This window comes from Spirosoma foliorum, from assembly GCF_014117325.1.
Taxonomy (GTDB): Bacteria; Bacteroidota; Bacteroidia; order Cytophagales; family Spirosomataceae; genus Spirosoma; species Spirosoma foliorum.
Genome location: NZ_CP059732.1, coordinates 3,514,021 through 3,539,814 on the forward strand (window position 1 = coordinate 3,514,021; position 25,794 = coordinate 3,539,814).

At 46.3% G+C, this 25,794-nt stretch carries 26 protein-coding genes; 9 read left to right on the forward strand and 17 right to left on the reverse strand.

Going from position 1 to position 25,794, the window contains the following annotated elements:
• Nucleotides 1-12 precede the first annotated feature (12 nt).
• The 4 genes from H3H32_RS14710 to H3H32_RS14725 all read right to left on the reverse strand — a co-directional run bounded on the left by H3H32_RS14710 (nt 13) and on the right by H3H32_RS14725 (nt 3,069).
• The gene (locus H3H32_RS14710) at nt 13-879 is read right to left on the reverse strand and encodes an SDR family oxidoreductase (RefSeq protein WP_182463423.1); all 867 of its coding nucleotides are present in this window, start codon (nt 877-879) and stop codon (nt 13-15) included.
• Nucleotides 880-940: 61 nt separating this feature from the next.
• On the reverse strand, nt 941-1,534 hold the full coding sequence (locus tag H3H32_RS14715) for a TetR/AcrR family transcriptional regulator (RefSeq protein WP_182463424.1): 594 nt from the start codon (nt 1,532-1,534) through the stop codon (nt 941-943).
• 206 nt (nt 1,535-1,740) lie between these two features.
• The gene (locus H3H32_RS14720) at nt 1,741-2,508 is read right to left on the reverse strand and encodes a methyltransferase domain-containing protein (RefSeq protein ID WP_182463425.1); all 768 of its coding nucleotides are present in this window, start codon (nt 2,506-2,508) and stop codon (nt 1,741-1,743) included.
• A 96-nt stretch (nt 2,509-2,604) separates the two neighbouring features.
• A complete protein-coding gene (locus H3H32_RS14725) occupies nt 2,605-3,069 on the reverse strand; it encodes a redoxin domain-containing protein (RefSeq protein WP_182463426.1) in 465 nt (154 codons plus the stop codon).
• Between the two features lie 119 nt (nt 3,070-3,188).
• Between H3H32_RS14725 and H3H32_RS14730 the strand changes: the two genes are divergently transcribed.
• The gene (locus tag H3H32_RS14730) at nt 3,189-4,121 is read left to right on the forward strand and encodes an ROK family protein (RefSeq protein WP_182463427.1); all 933 of its coding nucleotides are present in this window, start codon (nt 3,189-3,191) and stop codon (nt 4,119-4,121) included.
• A 71-nt stretch (nt 4,122-4,192) separates the two neighbouring features.
• On the opposite strand, the gene H3H32_RS14735 is transcribed toward H3H32_RS14730, so the two are convergent.
• Nucleotides 4,193-4,936, reverse strand: a complete 744-nt coding sequence (locus tag H3H32_RS14735; RefSeq protein ID WP_182463428.1) for an SOS response-associated peptidase — start codon at nt 4,934-4,936, stop codon at nt 4,193-4,195.
• Between the two features lie 266 nt (nt 4,937-5,202).
• On the opposite strand from H3H32_RS14735, the gene H3H32_RS14740 reads away from it, so the two are divergent.
• The 3 genes from H3H32_RS14740 (at nt 5,203) to kynU (ending at nt 7,947) form a co-directional block, all read left to right on the forward strand.
• A complete protein-coding gene (locus H3H32_RS14740) occupies nt 5,203-5,862 on the forward strand; it encodes a pyridoxamine 5'-phosphate oxidase family protein (RefSeq protein WP_182463429.1) in 660 nt (219 codons plus the stop codon).
• 87 nt (nt 5,863-5,949) lie between these two features.
• Nucleotides 5,950-6,645: a carboxylesterase family protein gene (locus H3H32_RS14745; protein ID WP_182463430.1), complete on the forward strand. Its 696-nt coding sequence runs from the start codon at nt 5,950-5,952 to the stop codon at nt 6,643-6,645.
• A gap of 33 nt (nt 6,646-6,678) precedes the next feature.
• On the forward strand, nt 6,679-7,947 hold the full coding sequence (gene kynU / locus H3H32_RS14750) for a kynureninase (RefSeq protein ID WP_182463431.1): 1,269 nt from the start codon (nt 6,679-6,681) through the stop codon (nt 7,945-7,947).
• Here the strand turns inward: kynU and queG are convergent.
• Both queG and H3H32_RS14760 read right to left on the reverse strand, forming a co-directional pair.
• Nucleotides 7,935-8,870, reverse strand: coding sequence for a tRNA epoxyqueuosine(34) reductase QueG (queG, locus tag H3H32_RS14755; protein ID WP_182463432.1), 936 nt, complete (start codon nt 8,868-8,870; stop codon nt 7,935-7,937). The two genes, kynU and queG, sit on opposite strands and share 13 nt — an antisense overlap.
• 54 nt (nt 8,871-8,924) lie before the next feature.
• Nucleotides 8,925-9,926, reverse strand: coding sequence for an IS110 family RNA-guided transposase (locus H3H32_RS14760; protein ID WP_182457633.1), 1,002 nt, complete (start codon nt 9,924-9,926; stop codon nt 8,925-8,927).
• Nucleotides 9,927-10,384: 458 nt separating this feature from the next.
• On the opposite strand from H3H32_RS14760, the gene H3H32_RS14765 reads away from it, so the two are divergent.
• Nucleotides 10,385-10,981 carry a nucleotide exchange factor GrpE gene (locus tag H3H32_RS14765; RefSeq protein WP_182463433.1) on the forward strand — a complete coding sequence of 199 codons (597 nt, stop codon included), beginning with the start codon at nt 10,385-10,387 and terminating at the stop codon, nt 10,979-10,981.
• Nucleotides 10,982-11,078: 97 nt separating this feature from the next.
• A complete protein-coding gene (gene dnaJ / locus H3H32_RS14770) occupies nt 11,079-12,242 on the forward strand; it encodes a molecular chaperone DnaJ (RefSeq protein WP_182463434.1) in 1,164 nt (387 codons plus the stop codon).
• A gap of 161 nt (nt 12,243-12,403) precedes the next feature.
• Here dnaJ and H3H32_RS14775 read toward each other — a convergent pair whose 3' ends face one another.
• The 3 genes from H3H32_RS14775 to H3H32_RS14785 form a co-directional block, all read right to left on the reverse strand.
• Complete coding sequence (locus H3H32_RS14775) at nt 12,404-12,742, reverse strand: LytTR family DNA-binding domain-containing protein (protein WP_182463435.1); 339 nt, start codon at nt 12,740-12,742, stop codon at nt 12,404-12,406.
• 232 nt (nt 12,743-12,974) lie between these two features.
• Nucleotides 12,975-14,114 carry an ice-binding family protein gene (locus H3H32_RS14780; RefSeq protein ID WP_182463436.1) on the reverse strand — a complete coding sequence of 380 codons (1,140 nt, stop codon included), beginning with the start codon at nt 14,112-14,114 and terminating at the stop codon, nt 12,975-12,977.
• A 126-nt stretch (nt 14,115-14,240) separates the two neighbouring features.
• Nucleotides 14,241-14,801, reverse strand: coding sequence for a helix-turn-helix domain-containing protein (locus H3H32_RS14785; RefSeq protein ID WP_182463437.1), 561 nt, complete (start codon nt 14,799-14,801; stop codon nt 14,241-14,243).
• Nucleotides 14,802-15,382: 581 nt separating this feature from the next.
• Between H3H32_RS14785 and H3H32_RS14790 the strand changes: the two genes are divergently transcribed.
• Entirely contained in the window at nt 15,383-16,981 is a 1,599-nt protein-coding gene (locus H3H32_RS14790) for a Na+/H+ antiporter (RefSeq protein WP_182463438.1), read from the forward strand.
• Nucleotides 16,982-17,319: 338 nt separating this feature from the next.
• On the opposite strand, the gene H3H32_RS14795 is transcribed toward H3H32_RS14790, so the two are convergent.
• The 5 genes from H3H32_RS14795 to H3H32_RS14815 form a co-directional block, all read right to left on the reverse strand.
• On the reverse strand, nt 17,320-20,277 hold the full coding sequence (locus H3H32_RS14795; protein ID WP_182463439.1) for a glycosyltransferase family 117 protein: 2,958 nt from the start codon (nt 20,275-20,277) through the stop codon (nt 17,320-17,322).
• 218 nt (nt 20,278-20,495) lie between these two features.
• A complete protein-coding gene (locus H3H32_RS14800) occupies nt 20,496-20,753 on the reverse strand; it encodes a hypothetical protein (protein WP_240543776.1) in 258 nt (85 codons plus the stop codon).
• On the reverse strand, nt 20,720-21,028 hold the full coding sequence (locus H3H32_RS38250; RefSeq protein WP_182463440.1) for a DUF4258 domain-containing protein: 309 nt from the start codon (nt 21,026-21,028) through the stop codon (nt 20,720-20,722). Before H3H32_RS38250 ends, H3H32_RS14800 begins: the two co-directional genes overlap by 34 nt.
• Before the next feature lie 9 nt (nt 21,029-21,037).
• Entirely contained in the window at nt 21,038-21,916 is an 879-nt protein-coding gene (locus H3H32_RS14810) for a bifunctional 5,10-methylenetetrahydrofolate dehydrogenase/5,10-methenyltetrahydrofolate cyclohydrolase (RefSeq protein ID WP_182463441.1), read from the reverse strand.
• Nucleotides 21,917-22,031: 115 nt separating this feature from the next.
• Entirely contained in the window at nt 22,032-22,532 is a 501-nt protein-coding gene (locus H3H32_RS14815) for a DUF4385 domain-containing protein (protein ID WP_182463442.1), read from the reverse strand.
• Nucleotides 22,533-22,697: 165 nt separating this feature from the next.
• Here H3H32_RS14815 and H3H32_RS14820 point away from each other — a divergent pair, with 165 nt between their 5' ends.
• Together H3H32_RS14820 and H3H32_RS14825 are read left to right on the forward strand one after the other, a co-directional pair.
• Nucleotides 22,698-23,237 carry a DUF1349 domain-containing protein gene (locus tag H3H32_RS14820; protein WP_182463443.1) on the forward strand — a complete coding sequence of 180 codons (540 nt, stop codon included), beginning with the start codon at nt 22,698-22,700 and terminating at the stop codon, nt 23,235-23,237.
• Between the two features lie 69 nt (nt 23,238-23,306).
• Nucleotides 23,307-23,675 (forward strand): hypothetical protein, encoded by a 369-nt coding sequence (locus tag H3H32_RS14825; RefSeq protein ID WP_182463444.1) that lies wholly within the window; start codon nt 23,307-23,309, stop codon nt 23,673-23,675.
• 113 nt (nt 23,676-23,788) lie between these two features.
• On the opposite strand, the gene H3H32_RS14830 is transcribed toward H3H32_RS14825, so the two are convergent.
• The gene (locus H3H32_RS14830; protein WP_182463445.1) at nt 23,789-24,157 is read right to left on the reverse strand and encodes a heavy-metal-associated domain-containing protein; all 369 of its coding nucleotides are present in this window, start codon (nt 24,155-24,157) and stop codon (nt 23,789-23,791) included.
• 90 nt (nt 24,158-24,247) lie between these two features.
• The gene (locus H3H32_RS14835; protein WP_182463446.1) at nt 24,248-25,765 is read right to left on the reverse strand and encodes a hypothetical protein; all 1,518 of its coding nucleotides are present in this window, start codon (nt 25,763-25,765) and stop codon (nt 24,248-24,250) included.
• Nucleotides 25,766-25,794 lie beyond the last annotated feature (29 nt).

The following is a 25,794-nucleotide window of genomic DNA, read 5'->3' on the forward strand; positions in this document are numbered from 1 at the left end:
CAATCACGGCTACTACCTGACCCGTTTGGCAAATTGCTCTATCGTCGTTTTAGGTTTGCCCAAGTCATTCCAGGTTCTCTCTGCTTCGAAAACTTCGGGGTAGTTGTTCAGGGCTTCCGTAATGTGCCAGCCGTAGTCAGCTTGCGCTGAAAATGAACGCCCCAAACGCATTAAAAAAGGCGGAGTCGTGACGATAGTCAGTTTTTCGGTTTGGTAAGCGGCTACAAATCGGTGAGCGGCTTCGTGTTGCGTTATTGCCTCAGGCCCCTGAATAACATACTCCTGATTTTCTCCAGGCTGAGCAATCTGGAAAGCCCGAGCCACTTGTTTGCCGTAGTCTTGTGCCGATACATACCATGGTCGAACAGCCGAACGCCCAACTAGCAGGACAAAACGCCCAACACGCTGGGTGCCATTGATCGAATCCATGAAACAGGAGGGATAAAAAATACTGAAGTCCAGTCCCGCGTCTTTAATGCATCTGACGGCTTCATTCTTTATAGCAAATACCCACCAGTTGAAATCATTCATGCCCTGATAGCGCATGATGATAGACGACAGATAGCCAATTCGGCGAACACCCACTCGTTTGGCGGCCTCAATCAGGTTACGTAGCCCTTCGCTTTCCGTGTGGAAATCGGTCTGCTTCTCGCTTTGCTTAATGGATAAATTCAGGTAGACGATATCTATTCCCCTAAGCGCATCTGTTAGGGTTGCAGGATCACGTAAATCACCCGTAACGATGTCAACATCAGGGAAGATCAGGCGTGCTTTTACCACATCTCGCGCAAGGATGCGAACTGTAAATCCGGCCTTACTTAATTCATGCGCAACGGGCCGCCCGAGCATGCCCGTTGCGCCTATAATGGCAATATGCATGACGTAACGCGGGTGGAAACCCGCGATTGATTCGCCCAGCGCGGGTTTCCACCCGCGTTACTTAGCGCAAATCGCGTACGAATCGACGCATGGTTTCGCGGTAAACCTGTTCCGACTGATCGAGTGGTTGTTCGTCTTTCAGTAGCATGGCCAGCGCAATCATCCCGTGTGAAATAGACCACCACTGATAATACAATCGCTTAATACTTTCCTCTGCCTTAGGAATAAACGAGAAGATAGTTTTGCAAACGATAGCGCTAACTGCCTGCATGGTTTCCGATTGATAAACCGGAATTGTGCAATAAGCCCCATCCAGATTGTACATCACCTGATAGATTTCCGGATTTTCACGAGCAAACTGCCACTGTACAAGCGAGATTTCGTACAGGCGCTTTTCGGGGTCGCGATAGAGGCTCAGAATACGGTCGTACTCTTGATATAGATGCCGAAATCCTTCATTCCGGATTTCGTCTAACAGCACATCTTTGCTGTCGAAATATTCATAAACTATAGGGGCACTATATTCGATTGCGTCTGCTATTTTACGAATCGACACAGCTTGCCAGCCCTCCCGGCGCGCAATGGACTTAGCCGTTTTAACGATACCCGAGCGAGTCTGCTCACGGCTTCGCGGCTTGCGTTCAATAGTTTCCATAGGAGTAGGTTATTCTTCTTAAGTTAACGGTGTTAAATCATCTGAAAACTACTGATTAATGATTGCATTATCTAGAGTTGATGCGATTTTTCTGGAAATAAGTCAATTATCTCTTTTTCGGTTAGTATATCTCCTTATTCTATAGATTATTAGTTCATATTTTCATACTAATTACTACCCGTTATCTACAAAGGTATCACATCCGTTTACATTCGTTGCGCAAGTATCCAGACGGCCTCATCGCCGAGTGCGTATGGATCACCTTCTACCGTGCCATAGCAATCAAGAATACTTAACCCCGCTTCGGCAAACAATTGGGCGAGTTCGGCAAGGGTATACACATAATGCTTAGCTGTGCGCGTCTGTACTTCACCCGCTTTTACATACGTCAGATGCGAATCAATATGGCTCGTTAATGGGAAGTATTCATTCTCCACCAAAAACAAAATCTGCTGCCCTTTTTCATCTTCTACGGGTAACCAATTCCGAGCCTGATAATCGGGCAAGATAGACTCAGCCACCATTTCCGAATGTACCAGAAATCGGCCACCCGGTTTCAGCGATCTGGCAATTCGGGTCAGGAAAGCCAGCATGTCGGGCCGAGGGAAGAAACTGAAACTATTGCCTAAGCAATAAGCTGCGTCGAAGGAGGCTGCCGTACCGATTTGAGCGTCTGACATGCTCAGAAAATCATCGGCGAGAGCCACAAGTGGCAGTTTTTCTTTTTTGGCAACAGATTCAACTTCAGCGATATACTCAGCTGAAATATCGACACCTGTTACGCGGGCACCCATTCGGGCAAGGGGTACGGCATGACGCCCGTAGCCACAGAACACATCCAGAATTTTATCGTCGGGACCAAAATCAAGCGATTCAACAAGCAGTTCGAGGTCGAGCTGTGTTTGCTCCTCGGTTTGGGCGGCTTTCCATGCATCCTGCGGTAGCCCATGGAAGAAGTTGTGGTACCAGGCCATTTTTTGAATGATAGAATGATTGAGTGATAGAATGATTGAATAATGGAGGTTAGGACAAAAGTGTTGTACATTATTCTATCACTCAATCATTCAAAATTATAAGTTCGTCAACGTTTCCTGAATTGCCTGAAAATTAGGGACATCGCCCGCGCTTTCGAGAACTTCGGCATATTGAATCAGGCCGTTTTGATCAACAACGAAGGCCGACCGTTTACTCACGCCTTTCAGATTCATGACAAAGGTGTCGTAATAACTGTCATAAGCCTGCGACACGTCTTTGTTGAAATCGGAAAGCAGATCGAAGGGTAAGTGCTGCTCTTCTTTAAATTTAGCCAACGTAAACGGCGAATCGACCGAGATGCCAACGACTTCGGCATTCAGGCCTGAGTAGACGGCAATGTTATCGCGCATTTCGCAAAGCTCAGCCGTGCAGACACTGGTAAACGCCATTGGGAAAAAGAGAATAATCAGGTTCTTACCCTGAAAATCCTGTAGCGATACTTCTTTTCTGGCGGTGTTAAACAACGTAAAATCGGGGGCTTTCTGGCCAATAGCAAGCATACGAATGAGGGTTAATAAGACGCTTAATAAGATTTTAACCGTAAAGCTACGTGCAGAAACGAATTAAATCGTAAATCGAATTTTCTAATCGGACCGGCGATCCGGTCGTTCAATCGTTTATGAAGTCTTATTGGGGTATTGACCTGGGAGGCACCAAAATTGAAGGCGTTGTCCTATCCGCTCCCTCACCCGACGCCGTCCTTGTTCGCAAGCGAATTGATACCGAAGCCCACAACGGCTACGACCACATTCTAAATCAGGTTGTTCGACTCATTGAGATGCTGAAAGCAGAAACGGGTCTACAACCTGAGCGAGTGGGTTTTTCGACACCAGGTACCTTCGATCCGGCCCGTCAGGCCATGAAAAACTGTAACACAACATCGCTAAACGGCAAACCGATGAAACAGGACTTAGCCCGCTTACTGGGCTTACCTGTCGAAATAGCGAACGACGCCAATTGCCTGGCACTTGCCGAAGCCACAATGGGTATTGTGCCCGACGTTGTTCCTGATTATCAGACAGTTTTTGGCGTGATTATGGGAACTGGCGTGGGTGGCGGTATTGTGGTGCGCAGCAAACAGGGAGAACCCAACGATCGTCCATTTGTGCTGAATGGGCTACAAGGACTTGGTGGCGAGTGGGGCCACAATGTGCTGGAAGAGAATGGTTACCCTTGTTATTGTGGCAAACGGGGCTGTGTCGAACAAGTCTTGTCGGGGCCAGCTCTACAGCGTTACTATCAGCAGATCAGTAAAGAGGAACGGTCGATGCAGGAAATCATGGAGCGTTATCACCAGGGGAAAGATCTTGTTGCCAGCCAGACCGTAAACCGACTTCTCGAATATTTTGGCCGTGGTATCTCAGTAATCATTAATGTGCTTGACCCCGATGTCATTGTACTGGGCGGTGGCCTTGGCAACGTTGATCTACTCTATACCGAAGGCGTAGAAAGAGCCCGAAAATATGTGTTCAACAGCGGAGAGTTGAACAACCGTGTACTCAAACCCAAATTAGGCGACAGCGCCGGTGTATTTGGCGCAGCGATGTTGTAAACAAGGAGCCCGGTGCAGGGAGCAGGGCATTAAAACGGAATTCCCCTGGTCCCTGCACCGGGCTCCTTGCTTTACGCAAACAACTGAGGCTGACTGGTCAATTCAGGATAGTTTGAGGGAGCCATTACTTCAGGAACATCGCTTGGTTCTGATCGCGATGTAATGCGTTTGCTAATGCTATAGCTATGCATTCGGCTGGTTGGGTATTGTTTTTCCAATAAAGCCAGTGCCTCCTTTTCACTCAGATTATCATGGAGCCAGGCATGTTCAGCTTCGGCAGTGAGCAGGCAGGGCATCCGCTTTTTTGAGTTATGAATTTCCGCTAACAGCGAATTTGCATCCGTTGTCAGAAGCGTGTAGGTCATTTTTAGTTCGCCCGTTTCCGGGTCTGGCCACTCGTCCCAAAGTCCCGCTACCGACACTATTTTCTGGTCTGTCGCCGTGATATAAAACGGAAACTTTTTGCTGCCCTTCGTATGCCATTCATAAAAGCCGGTCACTGGAATCAAACAGCGCTTTCCGGCTTGTGCCGATGAGCGAAAGGAAGGTTTATCATAAATTGTTTCGGATCGGGCATTGATCGTTCGGGTTCGGATCTCGGTCGCATCGTCATTGGTTTTGGTCCAGCGAGGAATTAATCCCCAGTGCATCATCTGAAACCGGCCCGGTTCCTGATGAGTCACAATCGGCCAGGCAGGAAACTGATAAGCATTGGCATGATATACGGGCTGAAAGTGAGCCGATGCTGGCATAGTGGCTTCATACCGTTTCTCCAGTTCAGGAGCCGAGACTACAAGTGATTTATGATAACACATAGGCTATGGAATTTACACAAAAACTCCCCAAGGATATTCTTTATAAACCAATAAAGCGCCCCTGAAGTTACGTAGCGTTCGTTGCTTGGCTTACTTTCTAACCTACTTTGACATAGAATCTATTTTTTGTCATTTCGACGTCAGGAGAAATCTCAAGCTTGATTAATAAGGAAGTTCAAGATTTCTCCTGACGTCGAAATGACAAAAAAACAAATACAAACAAATAAAGTAGACAGCCCGTTAATGATTCTTGAATAGAGCAGATTATGAGCATTCAGAGCGCAGCAGCCAATCACCACCCCAGTCAGGAAAATTCGAAAGCCGTTGCCATGCTCCCCGATCTTGAGCGTACCAGTTGGGAACAACTCCGGGCCGCTGCCGAACAAAAAGACGATCAACCGGAGGCCTCTGGGTTCAAAACAATGACGGTGGCTACCTGTACATCCAGAGGTGCCGACGCCCGAATGGTCGTTTTGCGTCGGGTCGACATAGATCATAAGTACGTTTGGTTTTATTCTGATGCCCGTGCCGAAAAGGTGCTGCAACTTGAAGCCTTCCCTCAGGCATCCTTACTTTTCTGGGATAGTAATCGACATGTGCAACTCCGCCTGACCGTTGAAACCCGGCTTCATACCGACGATTACGTTGCCGATGATCATTGGGAAAAACTGGGTGTGGCTGGGCGTAAAGCTTATCTTTCCGAGCAAAAGCCAGGCACCGAACAACCGCACCCCTACCCTGGCGTTCCCGACCACCTGGTCAACAATTTACCATCGATTGAAGAAAGCGAAGCTGGCCGTAAAAATTTCGCGGTTATTGAGTGTCGGGTACTCGCTATGGAATATCTGCAACTGAGCCGACAAGGGCATACACGTGCTTGTTTTCAATACGAACCTGAGTCCAAAATGAGTTGGCTTGCCCCCTAAAAGCAGGACGAAAGAACTGCATAAGGGCTTAAAAATCGATTGAATTGCCGCTAAAGACGCTGATCTTTGTGGCTTTATAATCTTGTCATGCGCCTAGTTATCCATCCATTTTTTTGTCTCTTATTCGTACTTTCTTCTTTAGGCGTTTACGCTCAATCAATACCCAAAAGCAAATCGCGAGAAAAGTACCCCTATCTGCTTTACTTGCCCAAAGATTACGCGACAAATAAGGCCGCTTATCCACTGGTTATCTATCTGCATGGAGGCTCTCAGAAAGGGAATGACCTGGCTAAACTCAAGACATATGGCTTACCGCATCTGGTCGATAAGGGCCGAGATTTTAACTTTATTATTGCCTCTCCTCAATGCCCCGACGGCAAATTCTGGTCGACTGACAACTGGTTCGACTCCCTTTATAATGAGCTGATTACCAAATATCGAGTTGATCAAAAACGGGTTTATTTAACCGGAATCAGTATGGGTGGTTATGGTGCCTGGCAAACTGCCATTGCTTATCCAGACAAGTTTGCCGCTCTTGTTCCGTTGTGCGGTGGTTGCGACGATTCCACGCAGGTTTGTCGGATTAGACACATACCCATATGGACGTTTCATGGAATAGACGATGATCTCATCCCTATCTCTGAAACTGAACGATTAGTCAGGCGTTTAGACGCGTGTAAGGGTAACGTAAAATTTACTCGATTGGAAAAAACAGGCCACCAAATTCAATACTTATTTGAAGACCAGGCTATTTATGACTGGCTAGTCAAACAACACAAATAAGAAGTTGTTAAGTAAACGACGATCAACCATTCCATGACCTACGAAAATTCACTGACTTTCGCCCAAGCCCTCGATCAGACCGATTCGCTTCGCCACTTCCGCGATCAGTTTCATATACCTCAACGCAATGGTGTACAGCAAACCTATCTCTGTGGCAACTCGCTTGGTTTACAACCTAAAACCGCGCGAGCAGCTTTGGAACAGGAATTAAACACCTGGCAAAATCTAGGCGTCGAGGGTTGGTTTGAGCAGTCAGAAGGGGCCGAACAACCGTGGCTAAGCTATCATAATTCCTGTAAAAGTGCACTGTCACAAATTCTTGGCGCACAACAAGCTGAAGTATGCCCTATGAATGCGTTGACGGTGAATATACATTTACTCCTGTCGTCGTTCTACCGTCCTAACGACAGGAAATACAAGATCCTGACGATCAAAGGGGACTTTCCTTCGGATCAATATGCGTTGGAAACGCAGATAAAACATCATGGTTTAAACCCTGCCGATGTACTTATTGAGATCGCTCCCCATCCAGATGACCGGTTGATTCATATAACCGATATTCAACATGCCATTGCTGAACATGCCGATTCACTAGCCTTGATCTGGATGAGTGGTCTGAATTACTATACCGGACAGGTTTACAACATGGCGGTTATTGCCGAAACCGCTCAAAAACACTGTATCCCGATTGGGTTCGATTTAGCGCACGCCATCGGTAACATTCCCCTGCAACTACACGATTGGGGTGTCGATTTTGCGACCTGGTGCTCATATAAATACTTGAATGGTGGCCCTGGCGCTGTATCGGGCGTGTTTGTTCACCAAAAACATCATGACCAGAATTTACCGAGGCTAGCGGGCTGGTGGGGCTACCGGGAAGATAAGCGATTCGAAATGACGCCCGGATTTCTGCCCGCGCCTGGTGCTGATGGCTGGCAGGTTAGTACGCCCAATATCCTGGCACTGGCATTGCATCGAGCCGCTATTTCCATTACAGCCGAAGCAGGCATGGTGGCCCTTCGGCAAAAGAGCGAACAGCTAACGGGTTTCCTTGAATACTTACTGACACCTTTTAAGGAAATTCAAATTCTAACGCCCGATGATCCCAACCAGCGCGGCTGTCAGTTGTCGCTGCTAGTTCGTAAAAATGGCAAAGCCTTGTTTAATCACCTGACCGAGCAGGGAATCATTGGCGACTGGCGTGAACCCGATTGCATTCGCCTTGCCCCTACTCCACTCTACAATACGTTTGAGGATGTCTGGCGCGTAGGTGACGTTATTCGAAAATTCTATTTGGGTTGATTAAAGGCAATATTACGCTTTAGTCCTTCCAGCTTTGTACGCTTCACGGCTGACCGACGGAATATTTCTCGAAAAACCTCTTCGGTTATGTCGACCCAATCTGTATTTGTCATGGCACTCAATTCGGGGTGGGGGTCGAAAGCGGGGGTTTGATGCGGTCGGGCGAAGCGATTCCAGGGGCAAACGTCCTGACAAATATCACAGCCAAACATCCAATTATCGAACTTTCCTCGAACGTCTTCAGGAATAGCGTCTTTCAACTCAATTGTAAAGTACGAAATGCATTTACTGCCATCCACAACGTACGGCCCGACAATGGCATCAGTCGGACAGGCGTCGATGCACCGGGTGCAGGTGCCACAGTAGTCGGCAATCGGCCCATCGGGCTCCAGTTCAAGATCGAGAATCAACTCGCCGATGAAGAAGAACGAGCCCATCTCCCGGTTGATCAGATTGGTATGTTTGCCAACCCAACCCAGGCCCGCCCGTTTAGCCCAGGCTTTATCCATTACCGGCGCAGAATCAACAAAGGCACGCCCACCAACGTCGCCAATTTCGTCGTGGATATACGCAAGTAAATCCTTCAGTTTATCTTTGATAACAAAATGATAATCTGTCCCGTACGCATATTTAGACAGTTTTAAGTCATCTTTTTCATCGGGCAATTTCTGCTCGGGATAATAGTTTAGTAAGACTGTTATCACCGACTTCGCATCATCGACCAGCAGGCGCGGATCAAGTCGCTTGTCGAAGTGATTTGCCATGTAATTCATCTGGCCATGCATCCCGTTTTTGAGCCAGGTCTCCAGCCTTGGCGCTTCATCTTCCAGAAAATCCGCTTTAGCCACACCGCAGAAATCAAACCCCAATTCGGTGGCTTTGGCTTTGATTAACTGCGTATACTGGTAGGCGGGCAAATTCATAAGCGATGAAGAATGTTTTGTTTTTTTGTCATGAACTGTGTCAAAAAACAAGTTTTAAGCCAAATTTTGTTTGGATAGGCTGAACCCATTGACGAATTCAATATTCTTCTTCACCACCACAAACACCTGATGCAACAACTTATTCATCACCGCCACCATCGCCACTTTGTGGCATTTACCCTTGGCCCGTAGCCGATCATAAAGCGCTTTACAGCCCAAATTGTATTTACGGGCCGAACGAGCTGCCATGTATAAAAGGCCCCGTACATACCCTAAACCCGTGCGGGCCATCCGACCACGCCGACGAACCGAACTGCCCGATTGAGTTTGACTGGGGGCAATGCCCACGAACTTAGCTACCGCTTTGGCTGACTCGAATCCAGCCAGCCCATTGGTGGCCGTGCACAAGGCTTGAGAGGAAGCCGGCCCAATCCCCTTGACCCGCTGCATCCGCTCCGAAATGGCCTGCAACTCCTGTTGACTCAGCTGATCCAGTTCCTCTTCAAAGAGCGCAATCTGAGTCAGGTAGCTCTGTTGGAGAACCAGCAGGCTAGCCTTGACTTTCTGACTGGCCCGGGGGTCGAACGACAGCGCATGAAGCTGATTAGCCACCGCTTGCTGACTGATTCGCAGGTCGTTGAGGTGTTTGTGCTGTTGGCGAAGCTGATGTAGAGACTCATCGGCCAGTTGCGAAGGCTGGGGCTGAAAGACTTGTCCGTAGCGCGCCAATAGTGCCGCATCGCTCCGGTCGGTCTTGCTGATAGACTTCAGAGTGGCGGCAAAGCCTTTGCTTTGGTTGGGCGTAAGGAGGCTAAAGGGGCGATTTTGCAGGGCTAATACCCAAGCTAATCGAGCCGAATAGGTACCTGTATGCTCGAAAATGAGGTGGCTATTGGCGGGCAGTTCAGCAGCCCATTGCTCAATGGAGTCCGCTTGGTTGGGCAGGGTTTGATAGGCCCATTGGGGTTGCCCATTGGCATCGATTCCGATTTGGTAGCTGATGTGTAAGGTCTCTTTACTGACATCAACCCCGTAATAGATAGCTGGTTGGTTCATGCTAAAAACGAAAAAAGCGGGATACTACTCATGCTCTCGACATCATTGTGAAACGGGCTATATGCCCACTGAACTGTCCGGGTTCCATGAGATTGGCTCTCCAGGCTACCGATCATGACAACCGGTCTTTTAGACCATCCCGACGTAGGTATGACCTGGAGAACCAAAGATTATTTGTTCAGAGCAAACTTACAATTCCGACGACAGGAGGAATCTCAAGTTTCGTATTAGTCAAGCTTGAGATTCCTCCTGTCGTCGGAATGACAAAAAACAAACAGATTTAGGCAAAAGATAAATCCTGTAACTCAGCAAAATCAAGTAAATCCTGGTTCAGATAGCCGCCAAATCGTGTAAATCGGCGTTCTGACACCGTGCCAACTTGTCAGGAAATGCGGTTTTGGCCGGGCTTTTGCCCATCTTTGTCTATGAATTTCTGGAAACGAAATAGAAGCTCATCAATGGAAAATAAAGACATTTTGGACGAACAAGCGTCTATGGATACTCCACAACCTGACAACCTGGCAACCGAACCAGTCGATAGCGATGAAGCCGTGTCAGCTACCGCAGAAGAAACCACAGAGTCGAATTCGGCAGAGGGTTTTGTTGCTGAAACGGACCGAATTGGCAGTGAATTAGCCGAACTTAAAGATAAATACCTCCGTTTATACGCTGATTTTGAGAACTTTCGTCGGCGTACTGCCAAAGAAAAACTTGACCTCATCAGCAATGCTAACGAGGGCGTTTTAAAGGCACTGATTCCAGTTGTCGACGACTTCGAACGGGCTATGCAGTCGATGGAAAACACAGAAGATGTGGCCGCTTTGAAAGAAGGGGTTTCGCTGATTTATACGAAGTTTTTCAAGACGCTTGAAGGCAAAGGGTTAAAGCCAATGATATCAAAGGGTGAGCCATTTGATGCCGACCTGCACGAATCGGTTACGCAATTCCCAGCCCCCAGCGCTGACCTGAAAGGGAAAGTTATTGACGAAATAGAAAAAGGATATTATCTGAATGACAAGGTCATTCGGTTTGCAAAAGTGATTGTAGGAAGCTAAAATCAATGAGTGAATGAGTGAATGAGTGATTGAGTGAATAGCTGACGCAACCTGTATTCACTCAATCACTCATTCACTCATTCACTCATTCAACAATATGGCAACGAAGCGCGATTATTACGAAATTCTGGGCGTTGATAAGAACGTCTCGGCCGAAGACCTCAAGAAAGCCTATCGCAAGATGGCGATCAAATACCATCCGGATAAAAATCCCGACGACCCCACCGCTGAAGAAAAATTCAAGGAAGCGGCTGAGGCTTATGACGTCCTGAACGATCCCAACAAAAAAGCCCGGTATGACCAATATGGCCATGCTGGTATGAGTGGTGCAGCAGGCGGATACGGTGGCGGTGGTCCGACGATGGACGATATTTTTAGCCAGTTTGGTGATGTCTTTGGCGATGATTCTCCTTTTGGAAGTTTCTTCCGGGGTGCCCAGGGTGGCGGTGGCGGACGGCAACGCGTACGGCGGGGGTCTGATCTGCGCATTAAGCTAAAGCTGAATTTACAGGAAGTTGCCAATGGCGTTGAGAAGAAAATCAAGGTAAAACGGCACGTAACCTGTAATACCTGCGGAGGCAATGGCTCTAAAAACGGGACCGCGGTACAAACCTGTTCGACTTGCCAGGGAACCGGCCAGACGCGTAAAGTGGTGAATACCATGCTTGGTCAGATGGTATCGACCAGCACCTGTCCAACCTGTAATGGCGAAGGCAAAATCGTAACGGATCGTTGCGACGCCTGCTTTGGTGAAGGCCGTGTTTTGCAGGAAGATGTTATCCCAATCAAAATTCCTGCTGGTGTAGCCGAAGGCATTCAATTGTCGGTGGGTAGCAAAGGGAACGTCCCTCCCCGTGGTGGCGTTGCGGGCGATCTGCTGATCGTAATTGAAGAAGAAGAAGATGCCGACCTCAAGCGCGATGGCAACAACGTTGTCTTCGATCTGTACGTCAGCTTTATTGATGCAGCTATTGGTACCAGCGTTGAAGTGCCTACCATTGATGGTAAAGCCCGTATTACGCTCGATCCTGGCACGCAAAGCGGCAAGATGCTCCGCCTGAAAGGAAAAGGAATTAAAGAACTGAACGGCTATGGCCGGGGCGACGAAATCGTCCACGTCAACGTCTGGACTCCGAAAGTACTATCGGCTGAAGAACGTGGTATTCTGGAGAAATTACGTCACTCACCAAACTTCCAGCCCAAGCCGAATAAGAACGAGAAAGGATTCTTCGACAAAATGAAAGACTTTTTTCATGGTTGAGAACTTTTTCAAGTAACGAATGCCCTGCTGTGTTGCAACACAGCAGGGCATTTATTTTTCCAGGGTTATATTCCAGCATGTCGTTTTGTCAAAACTAGCAATGGTGAGGTCATGCATTGCCGAGCTGAGCCTATGACAGCTACCAGCAAGCGGTTTCGGATTTAGCAATTGTTGGTTTGCCCAACCTGTGCAACAACACTGGCTACCCGACGGCGGGAGATAGCTAACTGAGCTGCGTCCTGCATAATCAAATAACTGTTAGATCGTAAAGTTGGCCCCAAGTTGAGCTGGTGAATGTAAATTGGATTCACGAGGGCTTGCTTATGAACTCTTATAAAGTAGGGCCATTGCTGGGCAAACCATTTCAGAGTACGGCAGGACAAAATAATTTGCCCACTTAGTAAATGAACATGGCTATAGTTAACATCGCCGGTTAGGTACAGCACCGTTTTTGGCTCAAAGTAGTTTACTCCAGACTTAAAAGGCTGTCTTTTTTTCATACGTAGAGTTATCAGATGTCCTAGTACTATTCCAATTTAGATTCTAGCGATTTCGCCCACGCGGTTGATTCTAATTGATAGTCTAGACATTGATTATCAGCAGAATATCGTCATTAGGATCCGATAGAATCAGCCGCGCGAGCAAACCCGAGAATCTACCTTGGTAAAGCACTAGATCTATTTATTATTTGACAGTTGCTTTCTGTATCAGCCTCATTAGGCAAAAGCCATTTTATAACCCACTAACAATTCTGGCATAGATATTATTGAATGGGTTACTATCATAGCTATGTGAAGCATCGTTCGTTACGTTTACCGTGATACTAGATATACTTCCGGAATTAGCCGTTGTACGGGTCATAGTGAATCCTAGCCTGGCTGTTGCCTTAGCGGCAATAAACTGTCCGGCATTAATAATCAATGAAATCTGTCTCCCATCAGTATTAGTAACTGTCCAGTGGGTGTTGTCTACCGCCACAGGTTCAGTAGAACCACCAGAAATAAGTATGGTTGAAAGAGTATTAGTAAACGAAATGGTATAGCCTATAGGTACCGTGATTGTCATTGCAACATTTCCGCTGGAGGTTGGATTTCCAGCCAGTTCAAACACATTGACAGCGAAGTTTCTCTCATTATCAGGAGCTAATGCGAAATTTGCCTGAGATAATTCAATAGTTGGTGTTAAATCGGGAGCAAGCGTAGCCGCATTAACTCTATTGTTATTTAAGGTAATTGCACCAGCCGTTGACAAGGCTCTGCCTTCAAGAGAAGCCTGTGTTCCTAAAACGACAGCGTCCAGAGCTAATATAGTTCCTATAAAACTAGAGCCTGTTCCTAGAGTAACGGCTCCATTGACCTGAAAATACACATTATCTGCAGTGGCGCCATTAGTCAGCAAAATGCTTGAATTTGTTGCTGTCGTTAAGGCACCATTCAACTTAATGATATAGATACCTGTACCACTTAGCGTCAACGTTCCGTTTAGTGAATTTGCCGTTGTCAAGGGCTGGCAGGAAACACCCGGCGTGAGTGTTTGACTAGCCAGTTCAGCGATTATAGTTGTGTTGCAGACAACGGTGTTCAGCGAGTTATAAGCAGCTACCACGTCTAGTGCCGCCTGGGCTGCTTCAGCACTAGCTGGTAAACGAATGTTTCCAACGACTGTTCCTGGACTCGGAAACCCACCGAAAGCACCTGCATTCGTGCCAATATCGCCAACTACCATTGACGCGCCAGTGTTGGAAAAGGCCCCATTAGCCGTAAACAAGGCAAAGCTAGAAGCTGTTCCTAAGTTTGGTGCCTGCCCAAAACTTATAGCTGATAAACTGAATAGAGTAACATAAAGTACAGCAAGTGATAGCAGTTTAGTCATTTTCCGGGAGGTTAAACGCAAAGAAGTTTACGTAATACAAAACTGCACCTACTATCACTATATAAAATTACAACATCTTACATAAAAGTTACATAATTTACATATTTCAACTTAATAGTAACATTATTATATCATCTCTAGCTCAATACGCTTTTTGTGCTTGAGACGCTTAAAAAAGGATGGAGTTAATCCGGTAACTTTCTTGAATTGATTAGATAAATGTGCCACGCTGCTATAATGCAACTTATAGGCTATCTGTGTAAGATTAAGCTCATCATACAAGAGTAATTCTTTCACCCGTTCAATTTTTTGAGCAATAATATACTGCTCAATAGTGATTCCAGCTACCTCAGAAAAAAGATTAGTCAGATAGGTATAGTCATAGTCAAGTTTCGCCTGGATATACGTTGAATTATTTGTTTTAGGCAGCTCATCGGTATAATGTACCATGTCAATAATGACATTTTTTATTTTTTCAATCAGTATCGCTTTTCTGTCATCCATCAACTCAAGGCCAAAGTTCAACAAATTGATTTTTAATTGATTATGCTGTTCAGCTGAGATATCATCTCTTACTTCTACGACGCCCAGATCTACAACTCCGTGATGTATACCAAGCCTGTCTAACGTTTCCTGGACAATCATTTTGCAGCGGAGGCTTACCATGTACTTGATGTAGAGTTTCATACGATACGAGTACACAGGCTGGTGCGATATATTTTTATAATGCCCACTATATAATGATAAACACTATTTACGGCTGTATGGTCAATTATTTATTTTCATGTAGCTTACTGGCGCCCATCAAATTCCAATACCATCCAGTTTGTTATGTTTATTCATGCACAAATAGTTATGTTTTACGCTTTTGTTGCCCAGATGATCGTAATTATAAACAGGGATTTTGAGACTCTTTTGTCGATGAAGTGATAACCTACCTTAGTCCGGGAGAAAACTGTTCAATCATCAGTAACATAGCGACAGCCCAACTTAACGGTCAATCACATAATTCAATCAATTTACCGGGCCACAAGGGGTTTGATAGAAAACCGAAGGCTACTTCGTTCACCACATGACGGTGACTAGTCATTCCCAATGATCGAGGAAATTCGGCTGAATTCAATAAGGCCATATTTCAGTTATATTATCTATCAAATGCCTAAATCAAAAAAATCCAGCTAGACTTTTTACTGGGCTTTTTCGTACATTAAGCCCTTGTTTAAAGCACCCTTTTCTGGTAGTTTTCCTCCATTCGCTATTGAAAACGTATGCATCAAACTTTGTTGCTTTGTCTGGCATTAATGCTGGCGGTTACATTACTGGTAATGGTTGGGCAGCGGCTGCGTATCCCTGTCCCTATTTTTTTAGTAATAAGTGGTTTAGCTGTCAGTCTTATTCCAGGTATTCCACGTATTGAAATTGACCCTGAACTCATCTTCTTGATTTTCCTGCCGCCTTTACTGTACGAAGCAGCCTGGTTTACGTCCTGGAAGGAATTCTGGCGCTGGCGACGCATCATTATTGTGCTGGCTTTTGGGTTGGTTATTTTTACTTCAGTTGCCGTTGCGTATGTATCAAGTGCGGTAATGCCTGAATTTACGCTGGCAATGGGATTCCTGTTAGGCGGCATCATTTCTCCGCCCGATGCCGTTGCGGCTACTTCGGTATTGAAGGAGGTCAAGATTTCCAAAACCACGGTTAGTATTCTGGAAGGCGAAAGTTTAGTAAATGATGCGGCCAGTTTGATTGTCTTCCGGTTTGCCCTGGCCGCTGTTATTTCGGGTTCTTTCGTATGGCAGGAAGCTTCGGTTGATTTCCTGCTGGTTACGTTTATGGGGATTGTTGTTGGCCTGGTCGTTGCCTGCATCTTCTACGCCATTCACCGCTGGCTACCTACCTCAACCCGCATTAGCATTCTGCTTACCTTCCTGGCCCCTTACATTATGTACATGGCTGCCGAAGAATTCGAAGTATCAGGGGTAATGGCGGTTGTTAGTGGTGGGCTATTTTTATCCAATCAGAGTCACGTAATTCTCAATCATAGCTCCCGGATTCAAGGAACGGGGATGTGGGCCACGGTAGTTTTTGCGCTCAATGGATTGGTATTTATTCTAATCGGGCTCGAACTACCCGTTATTATCAATGGGTTGGATGGGTACTCGAAAACAGAAGCCATTTTGTATGCGTTGCTGATTACAGGCGTTATCATTGTTACCCGTATGGTATTCACGATATCGGCCTCCTATTTCACGCAATTTATCGGAAAATACATCACTGTCGCGCAGCGAAATCCCGGTTTGCGCGGTCCAATCGTTCTTGGCTGGGCAGGTATGCGCGGGGTTGTATCGCTGGCATCCGCGTTGTCAGTTCCGTTAACCATTCAAGACGGAGTTCCTTTTCCGCATCGAAATTTGATCCTGTTCATCACGTTCGTAGTCATTCTGGTTACGCTTGTTTTTCAGGGTCTGACATTGCCGCTTGTTATTCGATGGGTTCAGCCTAAAGAACTCGTTGAGCGTACTCCGGAAGACAGACAGGAAACAAAGATTCGATTAAAGCTATTGAAAGTAGCCCTGCAATATCTCCAGCAAAATTATGCCGAAGCATCAAGCCAAAATGAATTAGTAGAGAATTTAAAGAATCGAATAGAGAGTGATCTTCATCAGACAAAACGGCATTTAGATTCTGTAGAAAGCGACGGCGAAAACGTGGCGCAATACAACGAAATCATGATTGATATTATTCGGGTGAAACGCGACGAATTACATCGACTACGAAGCATTCAGGAGTTTGATGACGAAGTGATTCGCCGAGAAGAAGCTCGAATAGACCTGGAAGAAGAAAAGATTGACCACCCGATTCATTGAGCTTTTAAGGCTAAGGGCTGTCTAAATTCCATAAAAATAGTCTCGGTTTTACCCCACCCCCTGAAGGGGACTCATTCCCACGATGAACTAAGCCCCCTTCAGGGGGTTGGGGGTAGGGTAAACAAATGAAAAACTAATTTTTAGACTGCCTCTATTGTAGCATTTTATTTTCTGTCATCTCGACGAAAGGAGAGATCTCAACATCGCCACCTTGAGATCTCTCCTTTCGTCGAAATGACAAAAAAGTACAAAACGGCATAAAACGTTAACTCTTTTGACATAAAAAGCCCAGCATGCAGTCCGCATGCTGGGCTTTTTATGTCAAAAGATAGTTTCTATCAACCAAAGGCATTTATGTGCTTCTGGAAAATCGCTTCGTATTTGTTTGCAGCGGCTGTTTGCTTGGCTTCTTTACAAGCTTCAACTATCGTTTGCAGAATATACAGATCGGAATCCGGGCTACCGAAGCGGTTTCCGTTGCCACTCTTATCGTAGGTCAATGCCTGATCGGCGCGATTTGCCATGATTTCAGCAATCTCAAGCGCCTTTTTATTATCGCCAACTTCAAACAGGAACCGAACGTAGTTTGACGAAATCTGGTCGTATGGAATACTCTTATCCGGAATCACCTTCAGCGAGTAATTGAGTACCTCATGCGCTTTGGCTTTATTCCCTTCGCGGATAAGCTGATCGGCCAGACGGAAGAACGCGATACGAGCCGAAATCACCGGAGGTCCTTTATACGTTTCGTCGTAGTACGTATTTGGGTTGTCGAAATCACGCCAGAATGTCTTCTTGGTCATGTTGGTGTACATAACGTCAGCATTCACATAGCCATCGGTAGCACCTGGAACGGCAACTGGCATTAGTCGATATGCATAGCCTTCCAACTGCATGTAATTTTTCAGGCTCAGGTAGTTATCGCTTGCCAGTGTGCTGGAGAAATAGATAGGCCGTTTCCAGTTGTTGGTCGCAATGATATCGAGCATAATGAGGTCAGGCTTGTAGAGGTCCTTCTTACCAATGGTCCACTGCAAGGTATCCTTCATCAATGGGCGCAACGCTGCCGGAACAAAATTGGCCTGATCAACCGATGCTTTATCAATTGGCAGGAATAGCACCGACGATGGTAAAATGCTCGTCATGTCGCCATTGGTCAATGGTACCTGAACGGCCGGATTGCTGGTCTTAATCAAGCTGATGTATTGCTTCAGATCGATACCATTTTTCACACCCGGTACTTCATAGAAGGGCACAATATCATTTTTACCCTTATTGAACTGGTCGAACTCTAACGAGATCGGCAGCGCATCCGACTGGTACGTTTTGCGCTTCATCTGCTGAATGTACCATTCTGTACCCAGCAAACTCAGGTTACAGACACGCACATCGGTGCGGAAGCCTTCAACCTCCTGCACATACCAAAGCGGGAATGTATCGTTATCGCCACCCGTGAAGAGCACCGCATTAGGCGCACAGGAGTTCAACAGGTTCTTCGCAAAATCGACTGATTGGTACCGATGATCGCGGTTGTGGTTATCCCAGCTCTTGGCACCCATCATCACAGGCACCAGCAGCGCTAAACCAACGACCAGACCATTCCGGGCGGTATCTGATTTCAGCGTATTCCGCAAGCCTTCGGCAATGGCCATTACGCCCAAACCGAGCCAGATGGCAAAGAAATAGAAGGAACCCACATAGATATAATCCCGTTCACGCGGCTCCGATGGCGGTGAGTTCAGGAATACTTGTAAGGCGATACCGGTGAATAAAAACAGCAGCCCTACAATGATAAAATCGCGACGGCGACGGAAATACTGAAAAGCAATCCCGAATAATCCCAGGGCAAACGGTAACATGTAAAAATTGTCGCGGGCTTTGTTGGTTTTCAATAAATCAGGGGCGCCATTGTCTGACGACCAAGGAAGCAGATAACCAGCACCCTCTTCGTCACTCTCCCGACCAGCGAAGTTCCACATCAGGTAACGCCACCACATATGGCCCAACTGATAGCTGAACAGATACTTAATGTTATCGCCCATTGTCGGTTTCTGCCCTTCGGCAAGCCCCAGCATCTGGCGATAAAGCGCAGGGTGATTTTGCTGGCTGCTATATACACGTGGGAACAGCATCTCATCGCCCGGCGCATAAATGTATTCTGGCTGATGGTCGAAGACAACATACTTGTTACCTTCTTTTTTCCACATAGCAGCACCCTGTTTCTGATCGATTGGACGCGCGGTGAAGACCGGACCGTATAACAGCGAACGGCTGCCATATTGCTCACGACGCAGATACGACAGGAAGTTCAGCTCATCGCTAGGATCGTTCTCGTTAATTGGTGGGTTGAACTCAGCCCGTACCAACACTTGCATATACGAGGCATAACCGATGAGCACAAATGCCAGGGCCAGCAAAGCCGTGTTCATGATCACATGCCGCTTCCGGGCCGACCAGATAATGCCATATACGATAGCGCCTATAAAGACGACCGTAAAGAAAATAGCCCCCGAAGTGAAGGGTAATCCCAGCGTGTTTACAAAGAACCGTTCAACAGTAAAGGCCATACCAGGAAGACCCGGAATGATACCTGCGTTGATAATTCCCAGAACAACCAGGCCAATACCACCAGCCACTAAGCCACCTGTGAATGTTGGTTTCGACTGTTTTTTAAAGTAATAAATCAGTGCCAAAGCGGGCAATGTAACGAGGTTCAATAAGTGAACGCCGATCGATAAGCCCGTCAGATAGGCAATGAAAATAAGCCAGCGATTGGCTGCCGCTTCATCATCGATACGCTCCCATTTGAACGCAGCCCAAACAACGATAGCCGTAAAAAACGAAGACATCCCGTATACCTCCGCTTCAACAGCCGAGAACCAGAATGTGTCAGAAAATGTGTAGGCCAGGGCACCTACTGCACTCGTACCAATCACTAATAGCGTATCGGCGGTGTTGTATTCGCTCTCCGGTTTTGGCAAGAGCTTTTGGGCCAGCATGGTAATGGTCCAGAACAAAAACAAGATGGTGAACGCACTGGCAAGTACCGATGCCATGTTTACCCAGTAGGCAACATTGGTCAGGTTACCAAACGACATCATGGAAAAGAGTCGTCCCAACAAAAGGAAAAATGGGGCACCAGGTGGGTGGGGAACCTGAAGTTTAAACGAACACGCAATAAATTCGCCACAGTCCCAGAAACTGGCTGTCCGTTCTACGGTCATCGCGTAAGTTACCAGCGCGACAGCGAAAACGAACCAGCCTGTGAGGGTGTTCAGGCGTTTGAATGACTGCATATAAATGAAGATTAACGGACTGCTATTGTGTAAGTAGCGATCAAAAATACGTAAAAAAGCAGCCCGACCGGGCTAGGGCGGGCTGTTAAAGTTTGTTAAGTGAGTATCCGTAGCCTTTGTAATTCCCACGAATCCACTATACAATTGGTACTTTACGTTCTAACAAAGCTCACCTTGCGTCGCTTTTAGCGTATTCTACACCAGTGAGCAGATCATTTTTAGGCTGCATTTCCCCATTCATATACACCAGCCTTAATAGTTCGGACTGGCTCCTTAGCTGATAAAGCAATTTGCTGAATACGGCGTACTGTTGCAGGGGAAAAGAATTGTTCACCAGTGGTTGTGTTAACACGAGCTGGTACGTTTTCAAAAACAAATAGTTGCCCATTCTGATCAAGAATATAACGCACAAACGTTTCGATCAACGGCTCGTCGGGCCAGGTCATCGCTTCCTTACTTTTAGATTCGCTTCCCATTTGTCAAGTGTTGGTTCGTAAACAGTAATAATTTTCAGTAAAGGTCTTGATGGATAACTGCACTGAATATGCAAAGGTCGCTGTTTTTTAGTATATCCAGCAATTAGACAACTTGGTCCATATCGATCATCTGGATAGTCTTCAATAATCTCTCCCGCCAAAATTGCTTCTACTATTTCGTCGAGAAGGATGTATCGTTGAGTACTGCGAGTAAGCGCGTGATTTGATATCTCAAACAGTTCATCATGTACTTTATCCCGAATATTCTCAATCATGCCTAATGCCTAATAAATCTCTCCCCGCGCAGCTTTCAGGGTATTCTGCATGAGGGAGCAGATAGTCATTAGACCAACACCACCGGGCACGGGCGTAATGAAACTTGTTTTTGGTGCAACTTCATCAAATTTCACGTCGCCTTTCAGAGCAAATCCGCTTTTCTTCCTGGCATCAGGTACGCGCTCTAAGCCCACGTCAATAACAACAGCTCCCTCTTTAACCATGTCGGCCGTTACAAATTCTGGTTTACCAAGAGCTGCAACCAAAATATCGGCTGAGCGACAGATTTCGGCCAAATTCGTTGTCCGGCTATGTGTGAGCGTTACGGTACAGTTACCAGGGTAGGTATTTCGTTGCATGAGAATAGACATCGGTAAGCCCACAATTTGGCTCCGTCCAACCACGACACAATGCTTACCCGACGTTTGAATATCGTACCGTTTCAGCATTTCCAGCACACCCTGGGGCGTTGCCGAAATGTAAGCGGGCAACCCTTTTGCCATGCGCCCAATGTTGATCGGGTGGAAACCATCTACATCTTTCGCAGGGTTAATCGTTTCCATGACACGATCAGGGTTGATATGATCTGGCAACGGAAGTTGCACAATCAGACCATCCATATCGGGGTTTTCGTTTACTTCCCGAACTTTATCGAGCAGCTCTTCTTCGGTAACCGAAGGGTCGAAGCGGATCAGCGTCGAGTGCATACCGACCTCTTCACAGTTTTTCATTTTCGAGGCTACGTAGGTTTCTGAAGCCCCCTTATTGCCAACCAGAATCGCCACGAGGTGCGGAATTTTACCGCCCTGTTCTTTAATTTGTGCGACTTCGGCCGCGATTTCCTGTTTGATTTGTGCTGAAAGGAATTTACCGTCAAGGAGTTGCATACGATAGTCAATAGTGATTAGTCGTTAGTCAATAGTTGTTGGTTAATGGCTAACTATTGACCACGCTCAACCCTCAATTATTGACTAAGTCGCAAAGGTCGCAAAGATTGGCAAACTACCCATACTGCTCCTGCCATTCCTTTTTCAACTTCTTATAGGTTTCATCTTCGCGTGCTTCCAGATACTTCCCATAAAAAATCCGTGCCGATTCGGCTTTGACGGGGTCTTCTTCGCGCGGAAGCTGCTCGCGGCCATGCGCACCTGACTGGCCTTTTTTATCATCAGGAACAGGGCCGTTGTATTTCTGACCACTGGCATGGTTTGCGTAACGCCTTGACCTGGTGTAGCCCATTTGTAGAAACTTCCGGGCCATATCCATGCCAATGAAATCACCATTGGCTTTATAATCCAGAAAGAGCTGATAAATTTTTCCGGATGACTCACGAGCGATTTCCGGTGTTTTAAACCGCCAATATGGGAGAATTTCGGACTTGTAGGGCTGCACCAAAAGCACACCCATCTCCCCTTTTCCAACCCGATAAAGTTCAGGCTGTTCGCGGAGATTTAGATTTCGGTAATCGAGATCATAGTTAAAGGCACGGTCAGTTGAGGGCATTGGCTTACATCTAATTGTTGCTACTTTTTATAACAATCAACAGAGCAAAATAGCTATTCTCACGGCAAACCGGAATCAAGCAGATACGGCACCAATGAGTTTATTTCGGTCGAGCCACGCCAATGGCCCGCCGTTTTTTTATACTTTCGTTCTAAAAGATTACCTATGATTTGGTACAATAAACCGGCAATCTGGTCGGAAGAACGGGACTGGCTGTACCTGAGGGCCGAAGGTGACACCGATTTCTGGCGGGTGACTCATTATGATTTTATCCGCGATAACGGGCATTTCTATTATCGTGAACAGGCGGGTGACTTTGTAGCTAGTGTGAAAGTGTCCGGCCAATACAAAAACCAATATGATCAGGCAGGGTTGATGCTGAGGCTCGACAATCACAACTGGATCAAGACGGGAATCGAATATGTTGATGAGCAACAACAGGTAAGCGCAGTAGTTACGCGCGAATTTTCAGACTGGTCGGTGTGCCCGCAACCTCATAATCCACCGTTCGTTTACTTCCGTCTTACCCGACAGAATAACTCAGTACGCATTGATTATTCGTTCGATGATTTTACCTATCAAATGCTACGGTTAGCTTATTTTCCTGCCGATGTTTCTGTACAAATCGGCCTGATGGCAGCTGCTCCCGATGGAGGAGGGTTCGATGTGACTTTTGAGCAGTTCTCGGTATTGGACATTTCTTAAGTTTCCCTTAAAACCTGCTGCAACTCTTAACCCCATTTCAGGGTCACGTTTGATAAAGCACTAAAATCCATGAAGAACTACGCTGTATTTGCTTCCTTAGTTAGTCTGACACTCACGAGTAGCCTTCTTTATGGGCAAGCGAAAATAGCTACTGAGCCTTTCCCAACCTACCAACAAATCAAACGATCTGATTCTGAAATCATAGATTATGTATCGAAGGATGGGCAGTCTGAGTTTGCTTATAACTATACTATCAAGGTATTCGACAATCCAGATAGCACAGTCATTTATATTCTTAATGGCAAGCCAACGCTCAATGGCAAGTATGCTAAAGAAGTAGTCAACAAATCGGGGAATCACATTACCAACATGGTCATCGAACGCCCAACTGAAAATCGGAAGCAGGTCATACGCATTGATTACACAACAAAGCAGTAATCAAACTATAACAAACTATAACAACGAAGAAGGCCCGAAATCTGTGGATTTCGGGCCTTCTTCGTTGCAAACCTATAAGGTTTTTAAAACCTTATAGGTTTATTATCATTAACTTATTGATGACTTTCCATCTCGCTACCTTTCTTGCAGCAGCTCGGTAATTTGTTGTAGCCTACAGGATCGGCAGTTACTTCTTCGGCATCGTAGCCGGTTTTACTGATGTTGGCTTTCAGTTTAGAAATATCCGTCTTGGCAGGGTTATATTTAATGGTAACGACTTTCGATTTTACGTCCAGGTCAGCTTCTTTAACACCCTTTTCGAAGGCCAGATTCCGTTCGATACGGGCCTTGCACATGCCACAGATGGCCGATGTCTTGATCTTAACTTCCTTCTCTTTATCGTCCCGATTTGGCGCACTGGCAAACGAGTTGCCCAAAAGCACCAATGAGGTCAGGGCGGTTAGAAACAGGTTACGCAACATAGTTGTAAGTGGTTTATAGTGAATTGATAACGAAAACTCAATTGAATTGGTGCCCAGGTAGATACACCCAGCAGGCGGAATTTTATTTAGTTACTGATTCATTCCTTTCATTCGACCATGTCCTGAATGATTCATCGTTCGCATTGTCATTAAACTGGGCGAAAATCGAAGATAAATTTCTCCTGAAATGGGCGTTTTTCCGTAAAATGTTTCCAACGATGTAGAAGGCATACTCCCTGTAATTTGTGCCCCAAGCACTAAGTCGGTATTGTGTGTCTGTACCAGCCGATAATTGGTACCAAGTGTCAAATTATTAATCACAAACTGCTGATCTTTAGCAATTTGACCAATTTCCATTGACGAAGCCGGCTGGTAAAGGCCCATTTCCTCCGCTGATTTTGTTACATTCTCATAGCGCCCATACACCGCTAGTTTATTCATTTGCCAACTACTTTCGGCCAGAAACGAGTTTTCGCCCTCCCCATCATGACTGTTTCGTCCCCAGATAAGGGCCGATGTCACATAACTACTTTTTCCTAACCCTTTACTATGCAAAATAGATGCCGTTGTTCGGGTGATGTTCTCCTCTGGGTGCGCTTCTTCTGGACTGTGTAGAAATCCCTGGGAGAACTGCATGGCAAAAGAAGGCGACGGATTCACCGACAGTCGATAGGAATAACTGTTAAATTGAGGTTTGTCGAAGTTGTACCGATTTTCGTCAGGTTCTCGTCCTTTAAACGTAGAACCTTCCAGCTTCATCCATTTATAGCGAAAGCCAACCGTGGCTACACCAAACAAGATGTGCGTGGCATCCTGCCAGTGATGGCTTAAGGGTGCATCTGGATTGTTGAACGACGAAATCCGGTGCATAAAGGCAGGTGGTCCCAAAGCAGGCTCGCCCGGATAACCAACATAGCCGAACAAGTCGATGTCTTTGCTAAATGCATGACTGTAACTAACCGAAAGTTCCGAGACCAGATCGTGCGGGTGTTGTTTATCAATTAACGGCTGCCCTTTGTAGGATTCGCCGGTTTGAAACAGCAACGGATAACCACCATTTCCTACCGTTAGTGGATCGAGCGAAAGCATAGCCCGCACCTGAAATAGCCCCCGTTGTCCAACTTTCCGCTGTGCCATGCCCATAACCCAGTTCGGTGCACCAAATTGACTTCCTTGCCCCCGCTTGCCGTCATTGTTGATATTTTGACTGGTGTAACGCAGATAAAGAGCATAGTGCAGCATGTAACTCCACTTCTTGTTCGCAGGCTGACTCATATAGGCATACATAGGCGTATTGTCTGGATGCCACGACGTACCCGATCCGTTGCGGTTCATGGATAGATTACGAGACAACGAGTGCGTCATTCCCATAGTCGTATCCATCGTAAGGCCAAAATTTCGGGTATCCTTATCGTTCATCATACCAGCCATATTCATGCCCTCATGCTTGCTCCTCTCCATGCCGCTATGCATCGAGTGGCTCATTGGCTTGGTTGTATCGGCCACTGGTTTACTTTTCATAGGCATCGACATGCCTTCGTGATGTTGGTGTTGTGCAATAGCCAAGTGTGTAAAGCCTAGAAAAAGCACCAAAAGAAACTTATCCATAACGCTGTAATTCAATAAATTGCTCTGAT

What these genes read in the sequence shown, in the direction of transcription:
- H3H32_RS14710 (WP_182463423.1), bottom strand. Translation starts at nt 879, where the DNA reads ATGCATATTGCCATTATAGGCGCAACGGGCATGCTCGGGCGGCCCGTT.
- H3H32_RS14715 (WP_182463424.1), bottom strand. Translation starts at nt 1,534, where the DNA reads ATGGAAACTATTGAACGCAAGCCGCGAAGCCGTGAGCAGACTCGCTCG.
- H3H32_RS14720 (WP_182463425.1), bottom strand. Translation starts at nt 2,508, where the DNA reads ATGGCCTGGTACCACAACTTCTTCCATGGGCTACCGCAGGATGCATGG.
- H3H32_RS14725 (WP_182463426.1), bottom strand. Translation starts at nt 3,069, where the DNA reads ATGCTTGCTATTGGCCAGAAAGCCCCCGATTTTACGTTGTTTAACACC.
- H3H32_RS14730 (WP_182463427.1), top strand. Translation starts at nt 3,189, where the DNA reads ATGAAGTCTTATTGGGGTATTGACCTGGGAGGCACCAAAATTGAAGGC.
- H3H32_RS14735 (WP_182463428.1), bottom strand. Translation starts at nt 4,936, where the DNA reads ATGTGTTATCATAAATCACTTGTAGTCTCGGCTCCTGAACTGGAGAAA.
- H3H32_RS14740 (WP_182463429.1), top strand. Translation starts at nt 5,203, where the DNA reads ATGAGCATTCAGAGCGCAGCAGCCAATCACCACCCCAGTCAGGAAAAT.
- H3H32_RS14745 (WP_182463430.1), top strand. Translation starts at nt 5,950, where the DNA reads ATGCGCCTAGTTATCCATCCATTTTTTTGTCTCTTATTCGTACTTTCT.
- kynU (WP_182463431.1), top strand. Translation starts at nt 6,679, where the DNA reads ATGACCTACGAAAATTCACTGACTTTCGCCCAAGCCCTCGATCAGACC.
- queG (WP_182463432.1), bottom strand. Translation starts at nt 8,870, where the DNA reads ATGAATTTGCCCGCCTACCAGTATACGCAGTTAATCAAAGCCAAAGCC.
- H3H32_RS14760 (WP_182457633.1), bottom strand. Translation starts at nt 9,926, where the DNA reads ATGAACCAACCAGCTATCTATTACGGGGTTGATGTCAGTAAAGAGACC.
- H3H32_RS14765 (WP_182463433.1), top strand. Translation starts at nt 10,385, where the DNA reads ATGGAAAATAAAGACATTTTGGACGAACAAGCGTCTATGGATACTCCA.
- dnaJ (WP_182463434.1), top strand. Translation starts at nt 11,079, where the DNA reads ATGGCAACGAAGCGCGATTATTACGAAATTCTGGGCGTTGATAAGAAC.
- H3H32_RS14775 (WP_182463435.1), bottom strand. Translation starts at nt 12,742, where the DNA reads ATGAAAAAAAGACAGCCTTTTAAGTCTGGAGTAAACTACTTTGAGCCA.
- H3H32_RS14780 (WP_182463436.1), bottom strand. Translation starts at nt 14,114, where the DNA reads ATGACTAAACTGCTATCACTTGCTGTACTTTATGTTACTCTATTCAGT.
- H3H32_RS14785 (WP_182463437.1), bottom strand. Translation starts at nt 14,801, where the DNA reads ATGAAACTCTACATCAAGTACATGGTAAGCCTCCGCTGCAAAATGATT.
- H3H32_RS14790 (WP_182463438.1), top strand. Translation starts at nt 15,383, where the DNA reads ATGCATCAAACTTTGTTGCTTTGTCTGGCATTAATGCTGGCGGTTACA.
- H3H32_RS14795 (WP_182463439.1), bottom strand. Translation starts at nt 20,277, where the DNA reads ATGCAGTCATTCAAACGCCTGAACACCCTCACAGGCTGGTTCGTTTTC.
- H3H32_RS14800 (WP_240543776.1), bottom strand. Translation starts at nt 20,753, where the DNA reads ATGGGAAGCGAATCTAAAAGTAAGGAAGCGATGACCTGGCCCGACGAG.
- H3H32_RS38250 (WP_182463440.1), bottom strand. Translation starts at nt 21,028, where the DNA reads ATGATTGAGAATATTCGGGATAAAGTACATGATGAACTGTTTGAGATA.
- H3H32_RS14810 (WP_182463441.1), bottom strand. Translation starts at nt 21,916, where the DNA reads ATGCAACTCCTTGACGGTAAATTCCTTTCAGCACAAATCAAACAGGAA.
- H3H32_RS14815 (WP_182463442.1), bottom strand. Translation starts at nt 22,532, where the DNA reads ATGCCCTCAACTGACCGTGCCTTTAACTATGATCTCGATTACCGAAAT.
- H3H32_RS14820 (WP_182463443.1), top strand. Translation starts at nt 22,698, where the DNA reads ATGATTTGGTACAATAAACCGGCAATCTGGTCGGAAGAACGGGACTGG.
- H3H32_RS14825 (WP_182463444.1), top strand. Translation starts at nt 23,307, where the DNA reads ATGAAGAACTACGCTGTATTTGCTTCCTTAGTTAGTCTGACACTCACG.
- H3H32_RS14830 (WP_182463445.1), bottom strand. Translation starts at nt 24,157, where the DNA reads ATGTTGCGTAACCTGTTTCTAACCGCCCTGACCTCATTGGTGCTTTTG.
- H3H32_RS14835 (WP_182463446.1), bottom strand. Translation starts at nt 25,765, where the DNA reads ATGGATAAGTTTCTTTTGGTGCTTTTTCTAGGCTTTACACACTTGGCT.